The sequence below is a fragment of the Streptomyces sp. NPDC086549 genome (assembly GCF_044746205.1).
Taxonomy (GTDB): domain Bacteria; phylum Actinomycetota; class Actinomycetes; order Streptomycetales; family Streptomycetaceae; genus Streptomyces.
Genome location: NZ_JBIVBS010000001.1, coordinates 1,388,357 through 1,409,814 on the forward strand (window position 1 = coordinate 1,388,357; position 21,458 = coordinate 1,409,814).

At 71.1% G+C, this 21,458-nt stretch carries 16 protein-coding genes and 1 other RNA gene; 4 read left to right on the forward strand and 13 right to left on the reverse strand.

Annotated features, from left to right (window positions below):
- Window positions 1-107: 107 nt before the first annotated feature.
- From ACIPSA_RS06385 to ACIPSA_RS06395, 3 genes are all read right to left on the reverse strand, one after another.
- The gene (locus ACIPSA_RS06385; RefSeq protein WP_402629536.1) at window positions 108-1,142 is read right to left on the reverse strand and encodes a hypothetical protein; all 1,035 of its coding nucleotides are present in this window, start codon (window positions 1,140-1,142) and stop codon (window positions 108-110) included.
- A complete protein-coding gene (locus ACIPSA_RS06390) occupies window positions 1,130-1,786 on the reverse strand; it encodes a hypothetical protein (RefSeq protein WP_402629237.1) in 657 nt (218 codons plus the stop codon). Before ACIPSA_RS06390 ends, ACIPSA_RS06385 begins: the two co-directional genes overlap by 13 nt.
- A 349-nt stretch (window positions 1,787-2,135) precedes the next feature.
- A complete protein-coding gene (locus tag ACIPSA_RS06395) occupies window positions 2,136-3,107 on the reverse strand; it encodes a LysR family transcriptional regulator (RefSeq protein ID WP_402629241.1) in 972 nt (323 codons plus the stop codon).
- Window positions 3,108-3,199: 92 nt separating this feature from the next.
- On the opposite strand from ACIPSA_RS06395, the gene ACIPSA_RS06400 reads away from it, so the two are divergent.
- Complete coding sequence (locus tag ACIPSA_RS06400) at window positions 3,200-4,420, forward strand: MFS transporter (RefSeq protein ID WP_402629244.1); 1,221 nt, start codon at window positions 3,200-3,202, stop codon at window positions 4,418-4,420.
- A 114-nt stretch (window positions 4,421-4,534) separates the two neighbouring features.
- On the opposite strand, the gene ACIPSA_RS06405 is transcribed toward ACIPSA_RS06400, so the two are convergent.
- From ACIPSA_RS06405 to ftsE, 6 genes are all read right to left on the reverse strand, one after another.
- On the reverse strand, window positions 4,535-5,839 hold the full coding sequence (locus tag ACIPSA_RS06405) for a hypothetical protein (protein ID WP_402629247.1): 1,305 nt from the start codon (window positions 5,837-5,839) through the stop codon (window positions 4,535-4,537).
- Between the two features lie 127 nt (window positions 5,840-5,966).
- Window positions 5,967-6,364, reverse strand: a transfer-messenger RNA (tmRNA) gene (gene ssrA / locus ACIPSA_RS06410).
- A 94-nt stretch (window positions 6,365-6,458) separates the two neighbouring features.
- Complete coding sequence (gene smpB / locus ACIPSA_RS06415; protein ID WP_402629539.1) at window positions 6,459-7,001, reverse strand: SsrA-binding protein SmpB; 543 nt, start codon at window positions 6,999-7,001, stop codon at window positions 6,459-6,461.
- A 68-nt stretch (window positions 7,002-7,069) separates the two neighbouring features.
- Window positions 7,070-8,239, reverse strand: a complete 1,170-nt coding sequence (locus tag ACIPSA_RS06420) for a S41 family peptidase (RefSeq protein ID WP_402629250.1) — start codon at window positions 8,237-8,239, stop codon at window positions 7,070-7,072.
- A gap of 67 nt (window positions 8,240-8,306) precedes the next feature.
- Window positions 8,307-9,224, reverse strand: a complete 918-nt coding sequence (ftsX, locus tag ACIPSA_RS06425; protein ID WP_402629252.1) for a permease-like cell division protein FtsX — start codon at window positions 9,222-9,224, stop codon at window positions 8,307-8,309.
- A gap of 41 nt (window positions 9,225-9,265) precedes the next feature.
- Window positions 9,266-9,955 (reverse strand): cell division ATP-binding protein FtsE, encoded by a 690-nt coding sequence (ftsE, locus tag ACIPSA_RS06430; protein ID WP_361289025.1) that lies wholly within the window; start codon window positions 9,953-9,955, stop codon window positions 9,266-9,268.
- A 225-nt stretch (window positions 9,956-10,180) separates the two neighbouring features.
- Between ftsE and ACIPSA_RS06435 the strand changes: the two genes are divergently transcribed.
- On the forward strand, window positions 10,181-10,372 hold the full coding sequence (locus tag ACIPSA_RS06435) for a hypothetical protein (RefSeq protein ID WP_235452640.1): 192 nt from the start codon (window positions 10,181-10,183) through the stop codon (window positions 10,370-10,372).
- A 118-nt stretch (window positions 10,373-10,490) separates the two neighbouring features.
- Here the strand turns inward: ACIPSA_RS06435 and ACIPSA_RS06440 are convergent, their stop codons facing one another.
- From ACIPSA_RS06440 to ACIPSA_RS06455, 4 genes are all read right to left on the reverse strand, one after another.
- The gene (locus tag ACIPSA_RS06440) at window positions 10,491-11,105 is read right to left on the reverse strand and encodes a hypothetical protein (RefSeq protein ID WP_402629257.1); all 615 of its coding nucleotides are present in this window, start codon (window positions 11,103-11,105) and stop codon (window positions 10,491-10,493) included.
- 314 nt (window positions 11,106-11,419) lie between these two features.
- The gene (gene prfB / locus ACIPSA_RS06445; RefSeq protein ID WP_402629260.1) at window positions 11,420-12,526 is read right to left on the reverse strand and encodes a peptide chain release factor 2; all 1,107 of its coding nucleotides are present in this window, start codon (window positions 12,524-12,526) and stop codon (window positions 11,420-11,422) included.
- 693 nt (window positions 12,527-13,219) lie between these two features.
- The gene (locus ACIPSA_RS06450) at window positions 13,220-14,467 is read right to left on the reverse strand and encodes a serine/threonine-protein kinase (RefSeq protein ID WP_402629262.1); all 1,248 of its coding nucleotides are present in this window, start codon (window positions 14,465-14,467) and stop codon (window positions 13,220-13,222) included.
- Between the two features lie 111 nt (window positions 14,468-14,578).
- Window positions 14,579-16,276 carry a serine/threonine-protein kinase gene (locus tag ACIPSA_RS06455; protein ID WP_402629265.1) on the reverse strand — a complete coding sequence of 566 codons (1,698 nt, stop codon included), beginning with the start codon at window positions 16,274-16,276 and terminating at the stop codon, window positions 14,579-14,581.
- A gap of 328 nt (window positions 16,277-16,604) precedes the next feature.
- On the opposite strand from ACIPSA_RS06455, the gene ACIPSA_RS06460 reads away from it, so the two are divergent.
- On the forward strand, window positions 16,605-19,910 hold the full coding sequence (locus ACIPSA_RS06460; protein WP_402629541.1) for an FtsK/SpoIIIE domain-containing protein: 3,306 nt from the start codon (window positions 16,605-16,607) through the stop codon (window positions 19,908-19,910).
- Window positions 19,911-20,077: 167 nt separating this feature from the next.
- The gene (locus ACIPSA_RS06465; protein ID WP_402629268.1) at window positions 20,078-21,457 is read left to right on the forward strand and encodes an ABC transporter substrate-binding protein; all 1,380 of its coding nucleotides are present in this window, start codon (window positions 20,078-20,080) and stop codon (window positions 21,455-21,457) included.
- Window position 21,458: the final 1 nt, after the last annotated feature.

Genomic DNA, 21,458 nt, shown 5'->3' on the forward strand with positions numbered 1-21,458 from the left:
GGGTCGGTCACAGCATGAAGGCGGAAGCACGCTATCCGCTTGTCGACTCAGAGGGCCACCCGCCCCTGCCACGCAGGGACGAGTGGTCTACGGACTGGTGCCCTCTGTCACCTGTTGACGGCCTGGATCTCCTGCACCACGACAGTCTGATTGGCACCGAACGTGCCATCAGGCAGATCGCCGCCCGCACCGTCACTGCCGGTCCAGTGGATCTTCCAGGTGATGGTGGCCTTGAGGGGGTACGACCCAGCGCCCGAGGAGCGCAGGTATTTCACTCCACAGGGTGGCGTCTCGTCGGCCTTGCCCTTGGCGTACGCCTCGCCGATGCTGCCGTTGCTGATCTGACAGACACCGGAGGACGGGTAGGTCTCAGCGTCCGTCGTACCCGGGTCAATCTTGAGACTGACAGGTTCCGCCGTTGTCGTCGCGGAGATGCCGAGCACCGGGACGGAAGCGGTCACGGACACCGGCTTGAACTTCGCACCGTCCAGCCAGGCCCAGGTGGGCAGGTTCACCTTTGTGTTGTCCGCGGGAGCGAGGGTCACCTTCGTGCTGGGCACACGGATCTCGTTGTACGCAAGCTCGGCGAGGACCTTCGGGGTGACGGCGTTCTCGATGTCCGTCGGCGGGTTGTCGCCCTTGTCCACCCAAAAGATAGGCTTGTCGCAGTCCAGAGCACGCGGGTCGCCCTCACGCCCCTTCGTGACGTACGAATCCCACCAATAGCCCTTTTCTGCCTTGTCCTTGTTGAAGTCCTTGTACGGGTGCCCATTGACATACCGATCACGCTGTTCGGCATCCCACTCGTAACCGGTTGAGTCGGCCTCCCAGATCGGCTCCAGGTACGCCTTGAGTTTCGCGGGCGTGAACTTGGGTGCGTAGTAGCAGGCGGGCGGGGTCCACGTCGTCGTTGAGCTCACAGCGCCGGCTGACTGTCCCGAGCCGTTCTTGGAGAAGTCGTAGACGACGACACCAGCAGAGAGCGTGCCCTTGTCGTCTGAATTTCCGGAGGTTGTCGGAGGGGGCGACCCCTGGCCGTCACCAGGCCCGTAAGCCTGAGCGATGCCCGGCAGCCCGGACACGCACGCGGCCACTAGAGCGCCCAGCGCAAGGCTCTTCCTCCATCTGCTCACGCGACGCATGCCTTGCTCCCCCGCTTCGAGATCAGATTGGTGGTCTGCCACACGCCCTTCTTGTTCTTCTGGAGACGCGTGTTGTACAGGACGTAAGGACTCTGTTTTGAAGGAGTCTTGTCCACCTTGCTGGTCTTGCGGTTCTTGTTGAATCCCTTGCTCTCGTCAGAGCAATAGACAACAGAGGCTGTTGTGTCACCGGAAAGCGTGACCCTCGGCGCGTAGTAGCGAGTGGTGCCGGTGAAGGAGAGGTTGGCATCCAGGTACGCCTGCACCCAAGCCACCGCGTCCGTCAGGGCCTTGTCCCGGTAGTAGAACGAGAGGCCCGGCGTGCCCGTGTCGCCGCGCAGGATAGCGTCGTTCGTGGCATCAATACGTGCGGCAGTGTCCGCCAGGACCGCGTCCTTGGTCGCGTCACCCGTCTTCCAGTCGTCGTACTTGTCCGTGACGTCCGACGGCAACGCGATCTTCGGGCGATCAGCCGAACTCGACGCAGTGGCACTCGGTGAGGACGACGCCTCGCCCCCCGTATCCGCCCCCGCAATCTTGTCGTTCGACTTCGACTTGGACCCACCCCCACCACACCCAGCAAGCAGAAGTACGGCCGTAGCACCGGCGGCGGCTGTCGTGAGCAGGCGGGATCGGCGGGTCACGGTGGGCTCCTGGTGGGGCGGTTGGGGTTTGAGAAGCAGCCCCATACGGTATCGGGCCCGACTGACGCTGCACCAGAGCGAATTGCCCTGCCCACGCCCCGGCGAATCGGACATGAAGGGGCACAGGAGGGTGAACCAGCGGTTCAGTACGGGGTGATGATTGCCGTTCTGTGACATTGCAACAGCCGGGTTCTGCCGACGAGTTGGCCCTTGCAAAGGTTTCGTGAAGCCGTCGTCGCGCGGCTTCCGTTCGGTCCGCGGCTCGCCGACGCCTCCCCCTCGGCTCGGTTGTGTCGAAGCGGAACCCCCGGGCGGGGCGTGGGCTCCGGTTCGCCGCGATGTTCATGTGTCATCTGTGGGCATTCATGAAGGCCCCATCCGTGGCTGGAATCCATCCATTGGCGGGGCGTATCAGCCAGCCCTCGTCGGTGGCGATCTCCGCCGCGGCCCGTCGAAGCGCGTCGAACCCGGGATGGACCAGACCCTTTCGCCACACGAGCGACACAGGCGACAACGGGACAGGATCGACGAGGGGCCGCAGCACGGTCCGGGGCATGGCCGGAAAGTCCAGCACGGCGAGGATCGGGTTCCGTGTCTTCGCCATGATCCGTTCGAACTCCTCGTCCCCGACGGCCAGCGGAAGGGGTGGGGCGACCCGGATGCCACGTCCCTCGAAGAGGTGGTGCGCGAGGTCGGTCCACTCGGGAGTGCGCGGGTTCCCGGCACCGGCATACACCGTCTCCCCGGCCAGCGCGGCCAGCGGCACCGCCTCCAGCGGGGCCAGCGGATGGTCGTCGGGGAGGACGACGGCCATCGGCTCGTACCGCACGGGCTGGTGGGCGAGACCGGCCCGCAGCGAGGGGGCCAGGCCCGCGAAGCGGCCGAAGGAGGCGTCGAGGCGGCCGGCGAGCAGTTCGGCCGCCGCTCCCGTCAGCCCGCTCTCGTATCGGGCCATCAGTTCGTGGTCCGGCGCGAGTTCGCGGGCCCGGTGCAGCACGCGGCGGCCGGTGGCAAGGCCCGGGGAGTTCAGGTCCACCAGCAGGGGGCGGGCCTGCCCGAAGGCGGCGATGAGGTCGTCCTGCGCGGCGAGGACCCGGCGGGCGTACGGCAGCAGGCGCTCGCCGTCGGCGGTCAGCGTCACCTGCCGGGTGGTCCGCACGAACAGCTCGGCGGCCAGCTCCCGCTCCAGCCGCCGGACGTCCCGGCTGAGCGCCTGCTGGGCGACGTACAGGCGGGCCGCGGCCCGGGTGAAGTGCAGTTCCTCGGCGACGGTGACGAAAGCGCGCAGGAGGCGGGGGTCCAGGTGGGCGGGAGTGGGCATCCGGCAAATTTACAGAATTCACAACGCAGGTGCGTCAATCGGCGGCGATCAGGTGTTGGACCCCTTGATCCACTCCGGGTGAGGGTTGGGCAATGCCTCAACTCAGGGCGCCCCGGCGCACCGCGCCCCGCCCCCTCCTGGCCCCGTACCGCCGTCTCTTCGCCCACCCCGGCACGCGCGCCTTCACCGCCGGGAACCTGATCGCCCGCCTGCCGATGGGCATGTTCGGCGTGAGCGCGGTCGTCATGATCGCCGGTGCGCGGGGCTCGTACGCACTCGCCGGCGCCGTCACCGCGACCGGACTGGCGGCCACGGCGGTGGCCGGGCCCTGGGTGGCGCGGCTCGTCGACCGGCACGGGCAGGCCCGGGTCGCCGTACCAGCCACGGTCATTGCCGTGCTGGGCAGCCTGGCGCTGCTGCTGTGCGTGCGTTACGGCGCCCCGGACTGGACCATGTTCGCCGCGTACGCCGCCACCGCCACCACCCCCAACATCGGCGGCCTGTCCCGCGCCCGCTGGGCCCATCTGCTGCGGGACGACCCCGGGACCCTGCACACCGCGAACTCCTTCGAACAGGCCGCGGACGAACTGTGCTTCATGCTCGGACCGGTCCTGGCATCCTTCCTGACCGGGACGTTCTTCCCGGAGGCGGGAACCCTCGCCGCGGCCGCGCTGCTCCTTGCCGGCATGCTGCTGTTCACCGCCCAGCGGGCCACCGAGCCGCCGCCCAGGGCGCGTACGAAGGCCGCGTCGCCACTGCGCACCCCGGGCATCCCGCCCCTGCTGGCCTGCTTCGTGGCCACCGGCGCGGTGTTCGGCTCGATGGAGGTCGTCACGATCGCGTACGCGGACGGGCAGGGTCACCGCTCCGCAGCGGGTGCCGTGCTGGCGCTCCAGGCGGCGGGCTCGTGCGCGGCGGGGCTGCTGTACGGGGCGCTGAAGCCGGCCCGGCCACGGTTGTCCAGGTGCCTGCTCGCGATGACCGCGCTGATGGCCCTGCCCCTGCTGGCCACCCGCACGACGGGATCCCTCTGGGCGCTGGCGGCCGCCCTGCTCGTGGCGGGCATGGCGACCGCGCCGACGATGGTGACCGCGATGACCCTGGTCCAGCGGCGCACCCCCGAGGAGCGCCTGAACGAGGGCATGAGCCTCGTCGTCACCGGCCTGCTCACCGGCATAGCCTGCGGCTCGGCGGCCGGCGGCTTCCTGGCGGAGCACGCCTCCCCGGCGGCCGCCTTCGCGGTGCCGGTCGCGGCGGCCGCCATCGCCCTGCTGATCAACTCGGCGGCGGGTGCGTACTCCACCCTGCGCTGACGTCCCGCGCCGCGTACCGGCTCAGCCGAGCCCCAGGCCCGCCCGAGCGGTACGCGGCACACCGGTTCACGTCGAGGGTGCAGGCCCTGCACGCTGCGTGCTGGGCCGACGCGGCTACTCCTGCTCCAGAAGGTGATCCACCCGCGAGACGTGGAACTCGCCGTACCCGAAGCGTTCGCCCAGGGCCTGGTAGCGGGCGTACCGCTCCTCGGTGAGCGGCACGGCGAGGCCGTTCAGGGCTCGGAGGAGCAGGCGGAATCCAAGGTCGTGATCAACCTGGGCGACGACCTGCTCCAGCGCCTCCACCGCGGCGGCACCCGGAACGCTCTGCCAGCCGGGACTCACGCTCCTCGTCGCCATCTGCGGGGCGATGTCCCGGAGTTCGCGCAGCACCTCGTCCCGCAACTCCGTCCGCGCCGGCGGGGCGAGGACGAACCGGTGGTCCGGGGCGATGTCCCGCAGCCGCTCCCGGCAGACGTCGGCGATCTGCTCCAGCCACTGCCGTGCGTCGATGCCGTAGCGGTCGAGCCTCAACCCGGCGTCCGACGCGACGAGCCACAGTGCGGTGATCGCGTCGGTGGACAGCGGGGACTCCAGCAGCCTCAGCACGTCCTCCAGCAGGACGGCGGCCGCGGTGCCCGGGGTCTGCGCAGCGTCGTCGGCCTCGGCGCACTCGCGTACCACGTCCCGCGCCGTGTCGTCGTACCGGTGGTCGTGGAACCGGTCGGTGAGCGACGAGAGTCCGAAGTCCCAGATGGTGTCGCGGCGTGTCGTGTCGATGGGTGGCCAGTCGACGGCCAGGTCGTCGCGGACGACCCCGACGTGGTACTCGAAGGGGTCGCTGAGCTCCAGGAACCGGTCGTACTGCTCCTTGCCGACGCGCACTCCGTACGCCTTCAGGAGCCGCAGGAACAGCCGGAAGCCGAGGTCCGCGTCGACCTCGGCGACGACCCGCCGCAGGGCCGGGAGGGCGTCCGGGAGCGGAACCGCCCGTGCCAGGTCCTGCTCGGACGCCCGGATCTCCGCAAGCACGGCCTCCCGCATCTCCTCTTCCACCAGCACGGGCCGAGGAGGGGTGAAGGGGATGGTGCTCAGGTACTTCGTGGGTCTGGGCTCGGACTTCTTCCGGGGCGGCGGGTGCTCGTCCGACAGCCGGCGCAGCCAGGACCCCATGTCCATTCCGTGGCCGGCCGGATCGAACCGTTCCCGGCAGGCGGCCAGCCACAGCGTCCGCATCATGTCCCCGGACAGGGAGGAGTCCAGCAGCAGCCGCGCGTCCTTCCCGAGCTGCTCGTCCCCGACCTGATCGTCTCCGGGGGACAGGGCCCCTGCCGCCAGCTCCCCCGCGAGCCCGCTGAGCCCGAAATCCTCGTCGTACAGCACGTAGTACACGTAGTCCGGCTCGTCCGGCCGTGTCATCGTCCCCCTGCTTCGGTTGTGCAGCTGTCGTCGTACGGCTGTCGTTGTGCCGCTGTCGTTGTACAGCTGTCCCGGCACGACAAAGGCCCCGCTGCTCGAAAGCAGCAGGGCCTTCCCCGCATGGGATGAGTGGAGATGGCGGGAATCGAACCCGCGTCCAACGGTGCGGAATCAGGACTTCTCCGTGTGCAGTTCGCTGTGATTTTCTCGGCCCCGGCAATCACGCGAACAAGTCGCCGACGGGCCCAGTCACTGTTAGATTTCCCTCTTCACCCCGTGACCGGGATCAAGGTTTAGTCCCCTAGCTGATGCCAGGATCCGGGTCGGGAACACCCCCGGGCTGACACTCCCATTAATGAGAGTTTCGCGATTCGCTACTTAATCAGGCAGCGAGGGCGAAACGCTCAGGAGAATCGCTCTTAACAGTGGCGATTATTGTTTTCGGCCTGTGGTTTACGAGATCATGGCCGCTTCCTCGACACGCTTCCCCTGCTTCGACAGCCGCTGTCGAAACCGATCATCCCCATGTTGATTTATCAATGCGCACACCGGGCGTTCGTCCGGTGTTGGTGCCATCGTACGTGACCAAGGCACGCGGATGCCACTGTATTTCCCGCCGTCAGTCGCCCCGCTGCCGGCGCTTCGCCGCCGCGATGGCGCGTCCCGCCTCCCGGCGGTCCTGCTGCTCACGCAGCGTCTGCCGCTTGTCGTACTCCTTCTTGCCGCGCGCGAGGGCGATCTCGGCCTTGGCCCGGCCGTCCTTGAAGTACAGGGCGAGGGGCACGATCGTGTGACCCGTCTCCTGGGACTTGGCCTCCAGCTTGTCGATCTCCTCCCGGTGCAGCAGCAGCTTGCGCTTGCGGCGCACCGAGTGGTTGGTCCAGGTGCCCTGGCTGTACTCGGGGATGTGGGCGTTGTGCAGCCACGCCTCGTTCCCGTCGATCTGTACGAAGCCGTCGACCAGCGAGGCCCGCCCCTGCCGCAGCGACTTCACCTCGGTGCCGCTCAGGACGAGACCCGCCTCGAAGGTGTCGATGATCGCGTAGTCGTGGCGCGCCTTCTTGTTCTGGGCGACGATCTTGCGCTTGCCGCCCTTCTCGCCGTCCCTGGCTTTGGCGGCCGTCCCCTGCTGCTTCTGCTGGGACTCTTTCGGTACGTACATTCCCTTGCTCATAGTGCCGTCCATTTTCGCACTACGGAGGGGGTGCGCGGGAAGTCGTTTAAGCGGAACTACGACGGGTCGCCCAGACCGCTGAGGATGGTCTCCGCCCGCTCCAGCGGCTGTGCGCCGGCCTCCAGGTCGGGGGTGATGCCGCGGCCGTCGACGGCGTGGCCGGAGGGGGTGCGGTAGTGGCCGACGGTCAGCTCGGCGACGGAGCCGTCCGGGAGCCGGGTCGGCATCTGGATCGAGCCCTTGCCGAAGGTGCGGGAGCCCACGACGACCGCGCGGCCGCGGTCCTGGAGGGCACCGGTGAGCATCTCGGCCGCGCTCATCGTGCCGCCGTCGACGAGCGCGACCAGGGGTCTGGCGGTGTCGCCGTCGGTGTCGGCGTGCAGGGCGCGTTGCTCGCCCTCGACGTCGTAGGTGGCGACCAGGCCGCCGTCGAGGAAGGCGGAGGCGGTGGTGACGGCCTCGGTGACCAGGCCGCCGGAGTTGCCGCGCAGGTCGAGGATGATCCCGGCGTCGGCCGGCGCCTGCCGTACGGCGGTGCGGACGGCGTCGCCGGAGCCCTTGGTGAAGGCGGCTATCCGGATGACGGTGACGCCGCCGGGGAGCCTGCGGACGGTGACGGAGTCGGTGGAGAGGCGGGCCCGGCGCAGCGTCTCGTTCCACGCGCGCGTGCCGCGTTCCAGGCCGAGGCGGACGGTGGTGCCCGCTGCGGCGCCCTTCGCGTCACCGCGTAGTAAGGCGACGACGTCCGTGACGGGACGGCCGTCGACCCGCTCCCCGTCGATGCTGCGCAGCCGGTCGCCCTTGCGGATCCCGGCGGCGGCCGCGGGCGACCCGGACTGCACCTTGGTCACCTCGATACGTCCGTCGCGCTCGCGCCGCGCCCACAGGCCGACGCCGGTGTACTCGCCGTCGAGGGCTTCCTGGAACTCCTCGTACTCGCCCTCGGAGTAGACGGCGCCCCAGCGGTCCCCGCTGCGGCTCACGGCCCGCTCGGCGGCCTCCATGGGGGACTTGCCGTCGGCCAGGGCCTCGGCGGCAGCCTTCTCGACGGTGTCGTTGCGGGTGGCCGTGCGGGCCGCGCCCTGCGCGGTCCTGCGGTCGGAGTGGCCGGAGTCCGGGAAGGAGCCGGTCGCCGCGCCGGTGACCAGCACACCGGCGAAGACCAATGTCAGGGCCGCCCCGCGGCCGATGCGGCGGGGCTGACAGAACAGGTCTCGGCCTGACATGCGGGTGAGTCTAGGACAAGGCGAAGGGCCGCACGGTCCGTTGACCGTACGGCCCTCTTGGCATGCGTCACACCTTCAGGTACTTGCGCAGCGCGAAGAATGCGGCAAGAGCGGGCATCAGCACGCTCGTGGCGAGGATGAGCGGCAGCTTGGTCAACACCGCGTCCCAGCCCACGAAGTTGATCAGGTTGAGCTTCGAGGACAGGGCCATGCCGTGGTCGATGGTGAAGTAGCGCCCGACGACCAGGAAGAGGCAGGCGAGACCGCCGCCGATGAGGCCGGCGACCGCGGCCTCCATGATGAACGGCGCCTGGATGTAGAAGCCGGAGGCACCGACCAGCCGCATGATCCCGGTCTCCCGCCTACGGCTGAACGCCGAGACACGCACCGTGTTGACGATCAGCAGCAGCGCGACGATCAGCATGAGCGCCATCACGCCGAGCGCCGCCCGGTTCATCAGGTTCAGCAGCCCGAAGAGGTTGTCCAGGATCCCCTTCTGGTCCTGCACCGACTGCACGCCGTCACGCCCGTCGAAGGCGGTCGCGATCACCTGGTACTTCTGCGGGTCCTTGAGCTTGATCCGGTACGACTCCTGCATCTGGTCCGGCGTGAGCGAACTGGCCAGCGGGGAGTCGCCGAACTGCTCCTTGTAGTGCTTGTACGCGTCGTCCTGCGACTCGTACGAGACCTTCTCGACGACCGACATCTTGTGCAGGTCGGAGAGGATCTGCTTCTTCTGGTCCTCGGTCACCGCGCCCTTGGCGCAGTTGGGGTCCGACTCGGCGTCGCTCTTGTTGCAGAGGAAGACCGAGACGTTGACCTTGTCGTACCAGTAGCCCTTCATGGTGCTGACCTGGTCGCTCATCAGCAGCGAACCGCCGAACAGGGCCAGGGACAGGGCGACGGAGACGATGACGGCGAAGGTCATCGTCAGATTGCGGCGGAGACCGACACCGATCTCCGACAGAACGAACTGGGCGCGCATGGCGTCTGGTTAAGCCTTTCCGTCGTGGAGCGTCGGGGCGGTCAGTGCTGGTAGCCGTAGACGCCGCGGGCCTGGTCGCGGACGAGGCGGCCCTTCTCCAGCTCGATGACGCGCTTGCGCATCTGGTCCACGATGTTCTGGTCGTGTGTCGCCATCACCACGGTGGTGCCCGTCCGGTTGATGCGGTCGAGCAGCTTCATGATGCCGACGGAGGTCTGCGGGTCGAGGTTGCCGGTGGGCTCGTCGCAGATGAGCAGCTTGGGCCGGTTGACGAAGGCCCGCGCGATGGCGACGCGCTGCTGCTCACCGCCGGACAGCTCGCCCGGCATCCGCTCCTCCTTGCCGCCGAGCCCGACGAGGTCGAGCACCTGCGGCACGGACTTGCGGATCTCGCCGCGCGACTTGCCGATGACTTCCTGCGCGAAGGCCACGTTCTCCGCGACCGTCTTGTTGGGCAGGAGCCGGAAGTCCTGGAACACGGTTCCCAGCTGGCGGCGGATCTGCGGCACCTTCCAGTTGGAGACGCGCGCGAGGTCCTTGCCCAGGACGTGCACCTGTCCGTGGCTGCACCGCTCCTCGCGGAGGATCAGCCGCAGGAAGGTGGACTTTCCGGAGCCGGAGGACCCCACGAGGAAGACGAACTCGCCCTTCTCCACTTCCAGGGACACATCCCTGAGTGCGGGGCGGGTCTGCTTGGGGTAGACCTTGGAGACATTGTCGAATCGGATCACGGATGCACCACGGGTCGCCGGGGGTAGATGAGCGTGACCATACGCGAACCAGGAGCGCGAGTGCAGTCGCCGGTCACGGTTGCGTGAGGGTTGTGCACTTTTGTGACGGGGAGCTCTCTCCGGACGACCGCGCCCTTTCCTTGGGAACCTGGCACAGTGGAGGGGGAACGTTCTCGTTTCTGGAAGCGTTGTGTAGGCGAAGGCCGGTGCAAGGAGGGCGAGCGCATGACGTACGACCGGTTGGTGTGCGCGAACTGCGCGGCGCCCGTGAACGAGGGCCGGTGCCCCGTGTGCCGTGCCAACCGCGAGCGGCTGCAGCAGGAGAACTTCTTCGCGGGACTGAACCCGATGGCGCTGATCGCGCTGCTGGCGGTGCTGATCGCCGCGGTGGCGCTGCTGGCGCACCAGACCGCGTAGCCGCACAGCCCGCGTAGTCCTGCCACAGAACGGCCGAAGGGCCCGGAGCGACATGCTCCGGGCCCTTCGCCTACGACGCGGACACGTTCCGTACGTGCCCGTGTGCGACCGGCTACCGTCAGGCGGCCGCGCCGCCCCGGCCGCCGACGAGGCGCGGCAGGACGCGGAAGCCGATGCCACCGGCGATCATGGTGGCGGCGCCGAGGATCAGGAAGGTCGTCTGCGCGGCACCGGTCTCGGCGAGCTGCTTGCCGCTGCCCTGGGCCTCGGTGCCCGAGGAGGTGTCGGTGAGGGCGGACGTGCCCGCCTCCTGGGCCGAGGTGCCGGAGCCGCCGTCGGGGTCGGTGTTGCTGTTGCCGCCGGCGTTCCCGTGGCCGTTGCCGTTGCCGTTGCCGTGGCTGTTCCCGCCGCCGTTGCCGTGCGTCGGGTTGGAGGTGGGCTGCTCGGAGGGCTGGGCCGTGGTCGGGTCCTCGGTGGGCTCCGTGGGCTCCTCGGTCGGGTCCGTCGGCTCGTCGGTGGGGACCGTGGTCTCCGTCGCCGTGGCGGTCGGGAGCTCGGTCGGGAGGGCCGTCTCGGTCGGGTCCGGGCTCGGCGCCTCGTCCGAGCACAGGACACCGAGAACGCAGTCGTCCTCCGTGGCGGAGGCGGCGCCCGCGGCGGTCAGCGAGGCACCGGCGGCGATCACGGCGCCGGCGGCGATCCGCGCGAGCCGGATCCGCGTCTTCTTGGTCATATGGTTGCTACCCCCAGTAGCTGTTGTCGATGAGCGGCGCATGGGGCCGGCAGTGATCGACGGAGGCAGCTGACGAGTTCTACGACACCGTCCAAGTCCCCCGGTTCACATGCGCCCCAGAGATACGCATGCCACGCTTCACCTTTCCCATTTTTCAAAGCAACGTCAAGGCCGATGCGGGCGGGATGTCCGATTACAAGCTTTTTGCCGATGGTTGGAGCTTGTGACTGTGACGTAAAACCCAGACAAATGACAACTGCCGCCTCGGGGGCGGCAGTTGTCAGGCGATGTCGGCGATTACCAAGTCGACAAATTTACTTCTCTTGCTGCTTGCGCCAGCGAATGCCGGCCTCGAGGAATCCGTCGATCTCACCGTTGAACACGGCCTCGGGGTTGCCGACTTCGTACTCCGTCCGCAGGTCCTTGACCATCTGGTACGGGTGCAGCACGTACGAACGCATCTGGTTGCCCCAGGAGTTGCCGCCGTCGCCCTTGAGGGCGTCCATCCTGGCCTGCTCCTCCTGCCGGCGCCGCTCGAGGAGCTTGGCCTGCAGAACGTTCATGGCGGTGGCCTTGTTCTGGATCTGCGACCGCTCGTTCTGGCAGGAGACCACGATGCCGGTGGGGAGGTGGGTGAGGCGCACCGCGGAGTCGGTGGTGTTCACGCCCTGGCCGCCGGGCCCGGAGGACCGGTAGACGTCCACCCGCAGCTCGGACTCGTCGATCTCGATGTGGTCGGTCTGCTCGACCACGGGGAGCACCTCGACGCCCGCGAAGGAGGTCTGGCGGCGCCCCTGGTTGTCGTAGGGCGAGATGCGCACGAGCCGGTGGGTGCCCTGCTCGACGGACAGGGTGCCGTAGGCGTACGGAACCTGCACGGCGAAGGTGGTGGACTTGATGCCCGCCTCCTCCGCGTACGAGGTCTCGTACACCTCGGTCTTGTAGCCGCGCTGCTCGGCCCACCGCAGATACATGCGCTGGAGCTTCTCGGCGAAGTCGGCGGCGTCGACGCCACCGGCCTCGGCGCGGATGTTGACGAGCGCCTCACGGGCGTCGTACTCACCGCTGAGCAGCGTCCGGACCTCCATCTCGTCCAGTGCCTTCCGGACGGCGGCGAGCTCGGACTCGGCCTCGGCACGGGTGTCCGGGTCGTCCTCCTCCTCGGCCATCTCGAAGAGCACGGCAAGATCGTCGATCCGGCCGCGCAGCGTCTCCGCCTTCCTGACCTCGGCCTGGAGGTGGGAGAGCTTGCTGGTGATCTTCTGCGCCTCGTCCGGGTTGTCCCACAGGGACGGCGCGGCCGCCTGCTCCTCGAGCACGGCGATGTCTGCCCTCAGCTTGTCGAGGTCCAGAACGGCCTCGATCGACTCCATGGTCGAGGAGAGGGACTTGAGCTCTTCGGATACATCGAGGACTGCCACGCCTCCAGCGTAACGGCTCCGCCGGGTGAGCAGTGCGGTGCGCTCCGCTGGGCTGGGCTGGGCTGCGGGCGGGCGTCCCTGGGGGCTGCCGCCCCCAGACCCCCGCTGTCGGCCTGAACGGCCTCGTCCTCAAACGCCGGACGGGCTGAGTGATGCGGGGCGGTGCTGGGAGGGGTTGCCCGTGGGGGCAGGGGAAGCTGCGTGGGGGGGCGCAGGAACGCGGTCCCCGCTGGGGGCGTCAGGGGCGCGGGGGCGGAGCCCAGCCGGGGTGCGGGGGCGAAGCCCCGCGAGGGGTGCGGGGGCGAAGCCCCGCGAGGGGTGCGGGGGCGAAGCCCCGCGAGGGGTGCAGGGGACGCAGTCCCCGCCGGGGTCCGGGGCGGAGCCCCGTGACGGGTGCTTCTCGGCCCACCGAGTCGGGCGGGCGGGTGGGCAAAAGCCAGGGGCGAAGCCCCACCGGGGCCCGGGGCGGAGCCCCGTGGCGGGCACCTCTCGGCCCACCGAGTCGGGCGGGCGGGTGGGCAAAGGCCAGGGGCGAAGCCCCACCGGGATCCGGGGCAGAGCCCCGTGGCGGGCACCTCTCGGCCCACCGAGTCCGGGCGGGCGGGTGGGCAAAGGCCAGGGGCGAAGCCCCACCGGGGCCCGGGGCGGAGCCCCGTGACGGGCACCTCCAAGCCCACCGCGTCCGGGCGGAGCTCACGGCGCCGGCGTGCCGTGAGTCACCCGCGGCGGTGCCTCCGAGTCGTCCCCCGAGCTCGCCAGCCACGCGCCGACACCGACCGCCGCGGCCAACGCCACCCCCGCCACGCCCAGGGTGATCTTCCGACGCCGGGCCGCCGCACGGTGGCGGGCCGAACCCGGGCGGGGCGCGCCGGAGGCCCGGGGCACCCGGGCCGTCCCCCGCGCACCCCCGGCCAGCTCGTCGGGGCCCGGCACCCTCATCGACGTATGCGTGTCCCGGTTGGAGTCCGGCTTCGCGCCGGGGACCAGGGACACCGCCCCCCGCCGCCGCGCCCGCTCCCCAGCTGCGGGAGGCGCCGACGGCGCCGACTCCTCCACCGCCTCCTCGGCCGCAGCCGCCTCCTCCGCCTCCGGCTCGTCCACGTCCAGCGGCGGCATCCCGGCCAGCGTCGGCAGCTGCTCCCGCAGCCGCGCCGCCAGCTCGGACGCCCGCAGCCGCGAGGCCGGAGCCTTCGCCAGGCACTGCACGATCAGCTGCCACAGCTCGTCCGGAATCCCCGGCAGCGGTACGACCGTCTCGGTCACGTGCCGCCGCAGCACCGCCCCAGGATGGCCGCCGCCGAACGGCGTGAAGCCGGCCAGCAGCTCGTACAGCACGGTCGCCAGGGCGTAGATGTCCACCGCCGCCCTCGGCGGCAGCCCCTCCACGATCTCCGGCGCCAGATAGTCGGGCGTCCCGATGATCTTCGTGGCGCGCGTCCGCTTCGGGGAGTCGATGAGCTTCGCGACCCCGAAGTCCGTCAGCAACGCGGGGTGCGCGCCCCCCGGGCCCAGCGGCCCCTGCATGTCCAGCAGCACGTTCTCCGGCTTCACGTCCCGGTGTACGACCCCGGCCGCGTGCGCCGCCGCCAGTCCGTCCGCGACATCCACGACGATCGCAACCGCCGCCTCGGGCGCCAGCCGCCGCTCCCGCTCCAGGCGGGTGCGCAGGTCCGTGCCCCGGACCAGGTCCATGACGAGTGCCAGGTCGTTGCCGTCCACGACCAGGTCGCGCACCGACACGATGTGGGGATGCTCCAGCCCGAGCAGCGCCGTGCGCTCCTGCACGAAGCGTCCGACGAGTTCCTGGTCGGACGCCAGATCCTCGCGCAGCAGCTTGATGGCGACGGGGCCCTCCGGTCCCTCGCCCAGCCACACCGTGCCGGCGCTGCCCCGCCCCAGGATCTGGTTGGCGGTGTACCGGCTGCCGATCTTCCGTGCCAAGACTGCTCCTACAGACGCGTGTTGTCGTTAAAAGTACGCGTCCGAAGAGCCGACCTTCACCACGGAGAGCGAAATCACCCGCCAGATGTCGACAAATCCATAGACCAGCGATCAGTTACCGCCGGAAGCACTCCCCAGATCCTTGACCCAGCTGGACACCGAGCCGACCCATTCGCGCAGTTGGTGCCAGTAACCCCGGCCCTCCCCGACCCAGGTGTGCAGCGGGGTCAGGTCCCAGATCAGCCAGCCCGCGACGATCAGGATGACGATCGTGAACAGGCACCCCTTCAGACAGCCGAGCCCGGGGATCTTCATCGGGTTGGCGCTGCGCTGCCGCGGCTGCCGGGGCTCGCGCGCCGGCCGCTGAGGCTCCGCCGGGGCGGCGGGCGGCGCGTACCGCTGCGGCTGCTGCGGCGGGGCGTACTGCTGCGGCTGGTGCTGCTGCGGATGGCCGTAACCGGGCGGCGGCCCCTGCTGCGGCCGCCGCTGTCCACGCGGCTGCGGCTGCTGCTGCGGCGCCGAGCGTGGCTGCGGCTGCTGCTGCGGCCGCGCCACCTGCCGCTGGGGCCGACGGCGCAGCGGGTCCTCGTTCGGGTCGAGGTACTGGACCTGCGTCTGCTCGTTGCGGTCGCGGGCCGCGCGCAGCTGGGTCTGCCAGGGGTGCGGCTGCTCGGGCTGCTGCCCCTGCGGCACCGGTGGCAGCACGGCGGTCGGGTCCGCCGCCCCGGTGTTCGGCAGTACGGCGGTGGGATCGGCCGCGCCCATCGGGCCACCGGCACCGCCGGTGTGCGGCAGGACGCTGGTCGCCGCGTTCGGGTCGTACGCTCCCGGCGCCGAGCCCGTGGGCAGCACCTGGGTCGGGTCGGCGGCCCCGGGCACGCCCGGCACCGAGGTCGGCGCCGGATCGGGGGCGAGCAGGGCCCCGACGCCCTCCGCGGCGGCGATCTGGGCGGAGTTCGCGTGCACGCCGATGCCCTCGGCGACGACGCGCAGCCCGCGCGCGAGGTTCTCGGCGCTGGGCCGTTCCTCCGGGTTCTTGCGCAGGCAGCGCTCTATGACCGTCCACAGCGGGTCGGGCACGGTCGACGGGCGGCGCGGCTCGGCGCTGAGGTGCTGGTGGAGCACTTCCAGCGCGCTCTGGCCGGAGAACGGGGGACGGCCCGTGACCAGCTCGTACAGCAGGATGCCGGCGCCGTAGATGTCGACCGCGGAGGTCTGCGGGCGGCCCTCTGCCGACTCCGGCGCGATGTACGCGGGCGTGCCGACGAACTCGTGGGTGCGGGTGAGGCCCGGGGAGTCGGCGAGGCGCGCGATGCCGAAGTCGGTCAGCAGCGGGTGCATCCGTCCGTCGTACTGCTGGAGCAGCACGTTGGCGGGCTTCAGGTCGCGGTGGACGACGCCGTCGGCGTGGCTGGCCGCGAGCGCGTCGGCGATCTGCGCGGTCATCAGCGCGGCGGCGACGGGCGTGAGGGGGCCGTTCTCGCGCAGGTAGCGGTGCAGGTCGGGACCGTCGACGAGGTCCATGACGAGGGCCAGCAGATCGCCCTCGACGACGAGATCGCGTACGCGGACGATGTTCGGGTGGGTCAGCCGGAGCAGGACGGAGCGCTCCCGCAGGAACCGCATCACGATGTCGGCGTCGTTCGCGAGCTCCTCCTTGAGGACCTTGATCGCGACGGTCTCACCGGGCTGTCCGGGCACGGCCGCCTCGGCGCCCGCGGTCTCACGCTGGCGGGCTCGCCAGACGGTCCCGGTGGCACCGCGCCCGAGCGGCTCCTCCAGGAAGTACTTGCTGCCTACCGGCCGCACGTCATGTGCTCCCTGCTGCTTGCTGGTGTTCCGACCACTCTAGTGCCGCCCCCCAGGGCACTACGTATGCGTTGCCGTGCATGTTCGAAGGAAAGACGCTCGCCTCGGTCTCCTGGTTGCCGAAGCCGGACGTGACCGATCTCAAGTGATCGCCGACGCGTTACTGGTCAGGCACTTTTAGGGGCAGAGCTGACCAATCAAGATCACTTACCACCGGGGTGCGGGCGCACTGTCAGTGGCAGGTGCGAGGATGCCTGCAGTACTGGCCGACGTGCTCGTGTGTGGTGGGGGGAAGTCCGCGCCCGCGCAGAAGGGACCGCTGACGGCGATGCAGATCCGGCTGACCGTCGTAGACCCGCTGGGCCCGGCCCCGCAGCGGGGCCGTGCCGCGAGCCGCGACGTGCTGGTCACGGCGCCCGCCGGCACGGACCTCGCGGCGGTGGCGTCGGCGCTGGCCTCGGCGGTCTCCGGCGACGGCAGCCTGGGCCGCGAGTCCAGCAGCGCCCCGGTCGTGCTGTACGCGGGCGCGGAACGGCTGGACGCCCGGCGCTGCACCCTCGGCGAACCCCCGCTCCTCGACGGCGCCGTGCTGTCCCTGGGCGCGCCCGCCGAGCCCGAGGCGCATCCCGAGCTGGACGACGCCCCGACCCAGCTGCATGTGGTCGCGGGACCGGACGCGGGCGGCGTCCACCTCCTGCACGGCGGCCAGGTCACCATCGGCCGCTCCGCCGACGCCGACGTCCCGCTCGACGACCCCGACGTCTCCCGTCTGCACTGCGCGGTGACGGTGGCCGCCGACGGCCGCGTCTCGGTCGCCGACCTCGACTCCACGAACGGGACGGCCCTGGACGGCACGCGCGTGAGCACCCGTCCGGTGCGCTTCCCTCCGGGAGCCCTGCTGAGGATCGGCGAGTCCGCCCTGCGGCTGACTCCGTCCGGGGGGCCGGGGGCGCGGGTGGAGACCGTGCCCGACGGGGAGGGCTGCGTGCGGGTGGCTCCGGGCGGCCCGGTGACGGCTCCCGACGACCCGGCGCCGCACGCGCGCGAGGACCGCGCCGGGAGCGGTGACGGTCCCGGCGGGCCCACCCATCATGCGTACGGCTCGACGGGCTGGGGCTCCTCGGACCGCGCCCAGGACGCCCGGGAACACCTCACCGTGGAACCGCCGGTCGTGCCGGAACAGGGTGGAGCGCCCGGGATCGAGAGCCGCGGCGGGGACACCCACGCCGGGCGCTTCGGGGTCGGCGGCCTGGGGCCCGCCTTCGGGACCGCGCCGCCCGGTACGGCGGCTGTGCGCAAGCGCGGCGGGATAGGTGCGTGGGCACGGCGGCTGGCCGGCGGACGCGGGGAGCATCCGGGGGCCGGGCCGGAGGTGTACGGCGAGGAGCGCGCCGGTGAGGCGTCCGTGCCCGCGGCCGGTGTGCCGCAGCAGCCGGACACCTGGCCGGACCCGGCGGCGCTGCTGCTGACGGCGCTGGGCCCCGGACCGCGGTTGTGGGAGCGCGGCCCGGGACACCCCGAGACGCTCACGGTCCGGCTCGGTACGGCCGACCGGACGGTGCCGGACGGCTCGGGCCTGCTGCCCTCGGTGCCGGTGACCGCTGATCTGCGCGAGGCGGGCGCACTGGGCCTGGCCGGACCCCGCGCGCGGCTGTCCGGGCTGGCCCGCGCGGTGCTGGCGCAGCTCGCCGCGCTGCACTCCCCCGACGCGCTGGAGATCGTCCTGATCAGCGCCGACCGCTCGCGCACCCTGGAGGAGCGCACCGCCGACTGGTCCTGGCTCGGCTGGCTCCCCCATGTGCGTCCCGGCCACGGCCAGGACTGCCGTCTGCTCCTCGCCCACGACCGTGAACAGGCCGCGGCCCGCACCGAGGAGCTCCTGCACCGTCTGGAGGACCACATGGCGGCCGGGACGGCGGTACGGCCCCCGTCCCCCTCGTCCCGTGACGTCCCCCGGGCCGGGGCAACCGCCGGCGGAACCGCCGACGGCGAGCGGCGTCCGGCCCGGCGGCCCTCCTGGGCGCGGGACGAGCCCGGCGCGGACGGGACGGGCGGCTTCGCCGGTCCGTACACCGTGGTCGTGGTGGACGGCGACCCGGGCGGTGCCGGTCTGCGCGACGCGGTGGCGCGGCTGGCGCTGGAGGGGCCGCGGGCCGGGATACACGTGGTGTGCCTCGCCGAGACGGACCCGGCCTCGCCCGCGTCGCCGGTGACGGAGACGTACGAGGCGGCGTGCGTGGTGGCGCCCACGTTCCGTGAGTGCGGTGCCGTGGCGCTGCTCGGCGGCGACGTGGCCACGGCGCTGCACCTGATGCGGGTGGCCCGGAAGGACACCCACGGCGCTTCGGCGGGTCCCGTCGGCCCCGGCACGGTCGCCGCCGTCGACGCGGTCTCCGCCGCCTGGGCCGAGCGGTTCGCGCGGGCGCTGGCGCCGCTGCGCACGGACGGCGCCGTCGGCGAGCGGCACGCGCGTGCGGCCGCGCCGCTGCCGTTGATGGCGCGGCTCCTCGACGAACTGGGGCTCGCGCGGGCGACCCCCGCGTCACTGATGGCGCGCTGGGCGGACGCGGCCGACGACAAGGAGTCGCTGGGCGGCCGGGCCTGGGCCGTGCTCGGCGCCGGTCCGCGCGGCCCGCTCGTCGCCGACCTGGTGACGGAGGGACCGCACCTGCTGATCGAGGGGCCGTCCGGCAGCGGCCGTACGGAGCTGCTGCGCGCGGCCGTCGCCTCGCTCGCCGCCGCCGAGCGCCCCGACCGGCTGGGCGTCGTCCTGATCGACGGCCGGGACGGCGTCGGCACAGCCGCCGGCCACGGCGAGGGCCTGCGCGTGTGTACGGACATCCCGCATGTCACCACCCACCTCGGCGCCAACGACCCGGTCCGCATGCGGGAGTTCGCCCAGTCCCTGAGTGCCGAGCTGAAGCGGCGGGCCGAACTGCTCGGGCGGGAGGGCTTCGCCGAGTGGCACGCGCACCGCGAGGTGTCGGGCCGTATGGTCGCGCAGCGCACGGCGCACGGGCGCCCCGTCCCATCGGGTGCCGGGGACCTCGACACTCCGCCCAGTTCGACGCTGCGGCTGCGGCCCGCGTCGACGGCACGTCAGCGGACCGAGGCGGCGCCGCCGTTGCCGCGGCTCGTGGTGGTCGTGGACGACCTGGACGCGCTGGTCTCCCCGGCGCTCGGTTCGCCGGGACGGCCCGCCGCGGGATCCGTCATACGGGCACTGGAGGCGGTGGCCAAGGAGGGCGAGCGGCTCGGCGTCCATCTGGTGGCGGCGACCGGGCTCGGCGGCCGTACGGCGGAGACGGAGCCGGCCCGCCGGGCCACCCTGCGCGTGACACTGGAGGCGCCGGCCTCGGGACCGGACGAACCGGCCCCCGGGCGTGGGCGTCTGGCCTCGGCGGACGGGCGGGTGACCGCGTTCCAGGGAGGCCGGGTGACGGGCCGTATCCCGCGCACCGCGACCCAGCGCCCCACGGTCGTCCCCCTGGAGTGGCACCGCATGGGCGACCCGCCGGCCCGCCGGCCGGTGCGTGAACTGGGCAACGGGCCCACCGACCTGGCACTCCTCGCCAGCGCGGTGGAGCGAGCGACGAAGGAGGTCGCGGCCGTGGAGATACCTTCGCTTCTGTAACGGTGGGCACCTTCTCGGCACCGTCCGCCGACCCACCGATCACGACGCGGTCACGATCCCCCGGTTTACAGCGCAGGCGCTCTTGCCGCCCTCGAGCAGCCGGGCGTACACCGGACCGCACGGGACAGTGCTCGGACGTTCAACGGAGAACGAAGAACGGGGCAGTGATGCGTAGCAAGAGCAACACCATCCGGACAAACAGGGCCGTCACGACACTCGCCACCCTGCTCGCGGGAGCGCTCGCGCTCACCGCCTGCTCGAGCAACGACGACAAGAAGGGCGGCACCGAGAGCAGCAGCACCACCGCGACCGGCTCCAACCTCGACCTTCCCAAGCTGAACGGTGTGAACCTGGAGGTCGCCGCCGTCTGGACCGGCCAGGAGCAGAAGAACTTCAAGCAGGTCCTCGCGGAGTTCGAGAAGCGTACGGGGGCCAAGGTCACCTTCGTGCCCGCCCAGGACCCGATCATCAACTTCCTCGGCTCGAAGATCGCCGGTGGTCAGCCGCCGGACGTCGCGCTCCTCCCGCAGCCGGGCGCCATCAAGCAGGCCGTGGAGAAGAAGTGGGCCAAGCCCCTCGGCGCCGAGGCGCAGGCCGAGCTCGCCAAGAACTACTCGCAGGGCTGGCAGGACATCGGCAAGGTCGACGGCAAGCAGTACGGCGTCTACTACAAGGCCGCCAACAAGTCGCTGATCTGGTACAACGCCAAGGTCTTCGAGGGGGCGGGCGCCAAGGAGCCCAAGACCTGGCAGGAGCTGCTGTCGGCCGCGCAGTCGGTGTACGACTCGGGTGTCACCCCGTTCTCCGTCGGCGGCGCCGACGGCTGGACCCTGACCGACTGGTTCGAGAACGTCTATCTCTCCCAGGCGGGCCCGGAGAAGTACGACCAGCTCGCCCAGCACAAGATCAAGTGGACGGACCCCTCCGTGAAGGAGGCGCTGACCACGCTCGCCCAGATCTGGGGCAAGAAGGACTATGTGGCGGGCGGCGCGGACGGCGCGCTGCAGACGGAGTTCCCGGCGTCGGTCACCCAGACCTTCACCGGCGGCGACCAGCCGAAGGCGGCCATGGTCTACGAGGGCGACTTCGCGCAGGTCAACATCGGTGAGACCAAGGCGAAGGTGGGCACGGACGCGAAGGTGTTCCCGTTCCCGTCGGTGGGTTCCACCGCGCCCGTGGTCTCCGGCGGCGACGCGGCCGTCATCCTGAAGGACTCCAAGGGGGCCCAGGCGCTGGCCACCTTCCTGGCTTCGCCGGAGGCGGCGACGATCCAGGCGAAGCTGGGCGGCTATCTCTCCCCGAACAAGAACGTGCCGGCCTCGGCGTACCCGAACGCGGTGCAGCAGACGATCGCCAAGGCCCTGATCGCCTCGGGCGACAACTTCCGCTTCGACATGTCCGACCAGGCCCCGCAGGCCTTCGGCGGCACCCCCGGCAAGGGTGAGTGGAAGGACCTCCAGGACTTCCTGAAGAACCCGAAGGACGTCGCGGCCACCCAGGCGAAGCTGGAGAAGGACGCGGCGGCGGCGTACGGCAGCGGGAGCTGAT

What these genes read in the sequence shown, in the direction of transcription:
- ACIPSA_RS06420 (WP_402629250.1), bottom strand. Translation starts at nt 8,239, where the DNA reads ATGTCAGGCCGAGACCTGTTCTGTCAGCCCCGCCGCATCGGCCGCGGG.
- ACIPSA_RS06460 (WP_402629541.1), top strand. Translation starts at nt 16,605, where the DNA reads ATGCAGATCCGGCTGACCGTCGTAGACCCGCTGGGCCCGGCCCCGCAG.
- ftsX (WP_402629252.1), bottom strand. Translation starts at nt 9,224, where the DNA reads ATGCGCGCCCAGTTCGTTCTGTCGGAGATCGGTGTCGGTCTCCGCCGC.
- ACIPSA_RS06440 (WP_402629257.1), bottom strand. Translation starts at nt 11,105, where the DNA reads ATGACCAAGAAGACGCGGATCCGGCTCGCGCGGATCGCCGCCGGCGCC.
- ACIPSA_RS06385 (WP_402629536.1), bottom strand. Translation starts at nt 1,142, where the DNA reads ATGCGTCGCGTGAGCAGATGGAGGAAGAGCCTTGCGCTGGGCGCTCTA.
- ACIPSA_RS06465 (WP_402629268.1), top strand. Translation starts at nt 20,078, where the DNA reads ATGCGTAGCAAGAGCAACACCATCCGGACAAACAGGGCCGTCACGACA.
- ACIPSA_RS06400 (WP_402629244.1), top strand. Translation starts at nt 3,200, where the DNA reads ATGCCTCAACTCAGGGCGCCCCGGCGCACCGCGCCCCGCCCCCTCCTG.
- smpB (WP_402629539.1), bottom strand. Translation starts at nt 7,001, where the DNA reads ATGTACGTACCGAAAGAGTCCCAGCAGAAGCAGCAGGGGACGGCCGCC.
- ACIPSA_RS06405 (WP_402629247.1), bottom strand. Translation starts at nt 5,839, where the DNA reads ATGACACGGCCGGACGAGCCGGACTACGTGTACTACGTGCTGTACGAC.
- ACIPSA_RS06435 (WP_235452640.1), top strand. Translation starts at nt 10,181, where the DNA reads ATGACGTACGACCGGTTGGTGTGCGCGAACTGCGCGGCGCCCGTGAAC.
- ACIPSA_RS06395 (WP_402629241.1), bottom strand. Translation starts at nt 3,107, where the DNA reads ATGCCCACTCCCGCCCACCTGGACCCCCGCCTCCTGCGCGCTTTCGTC.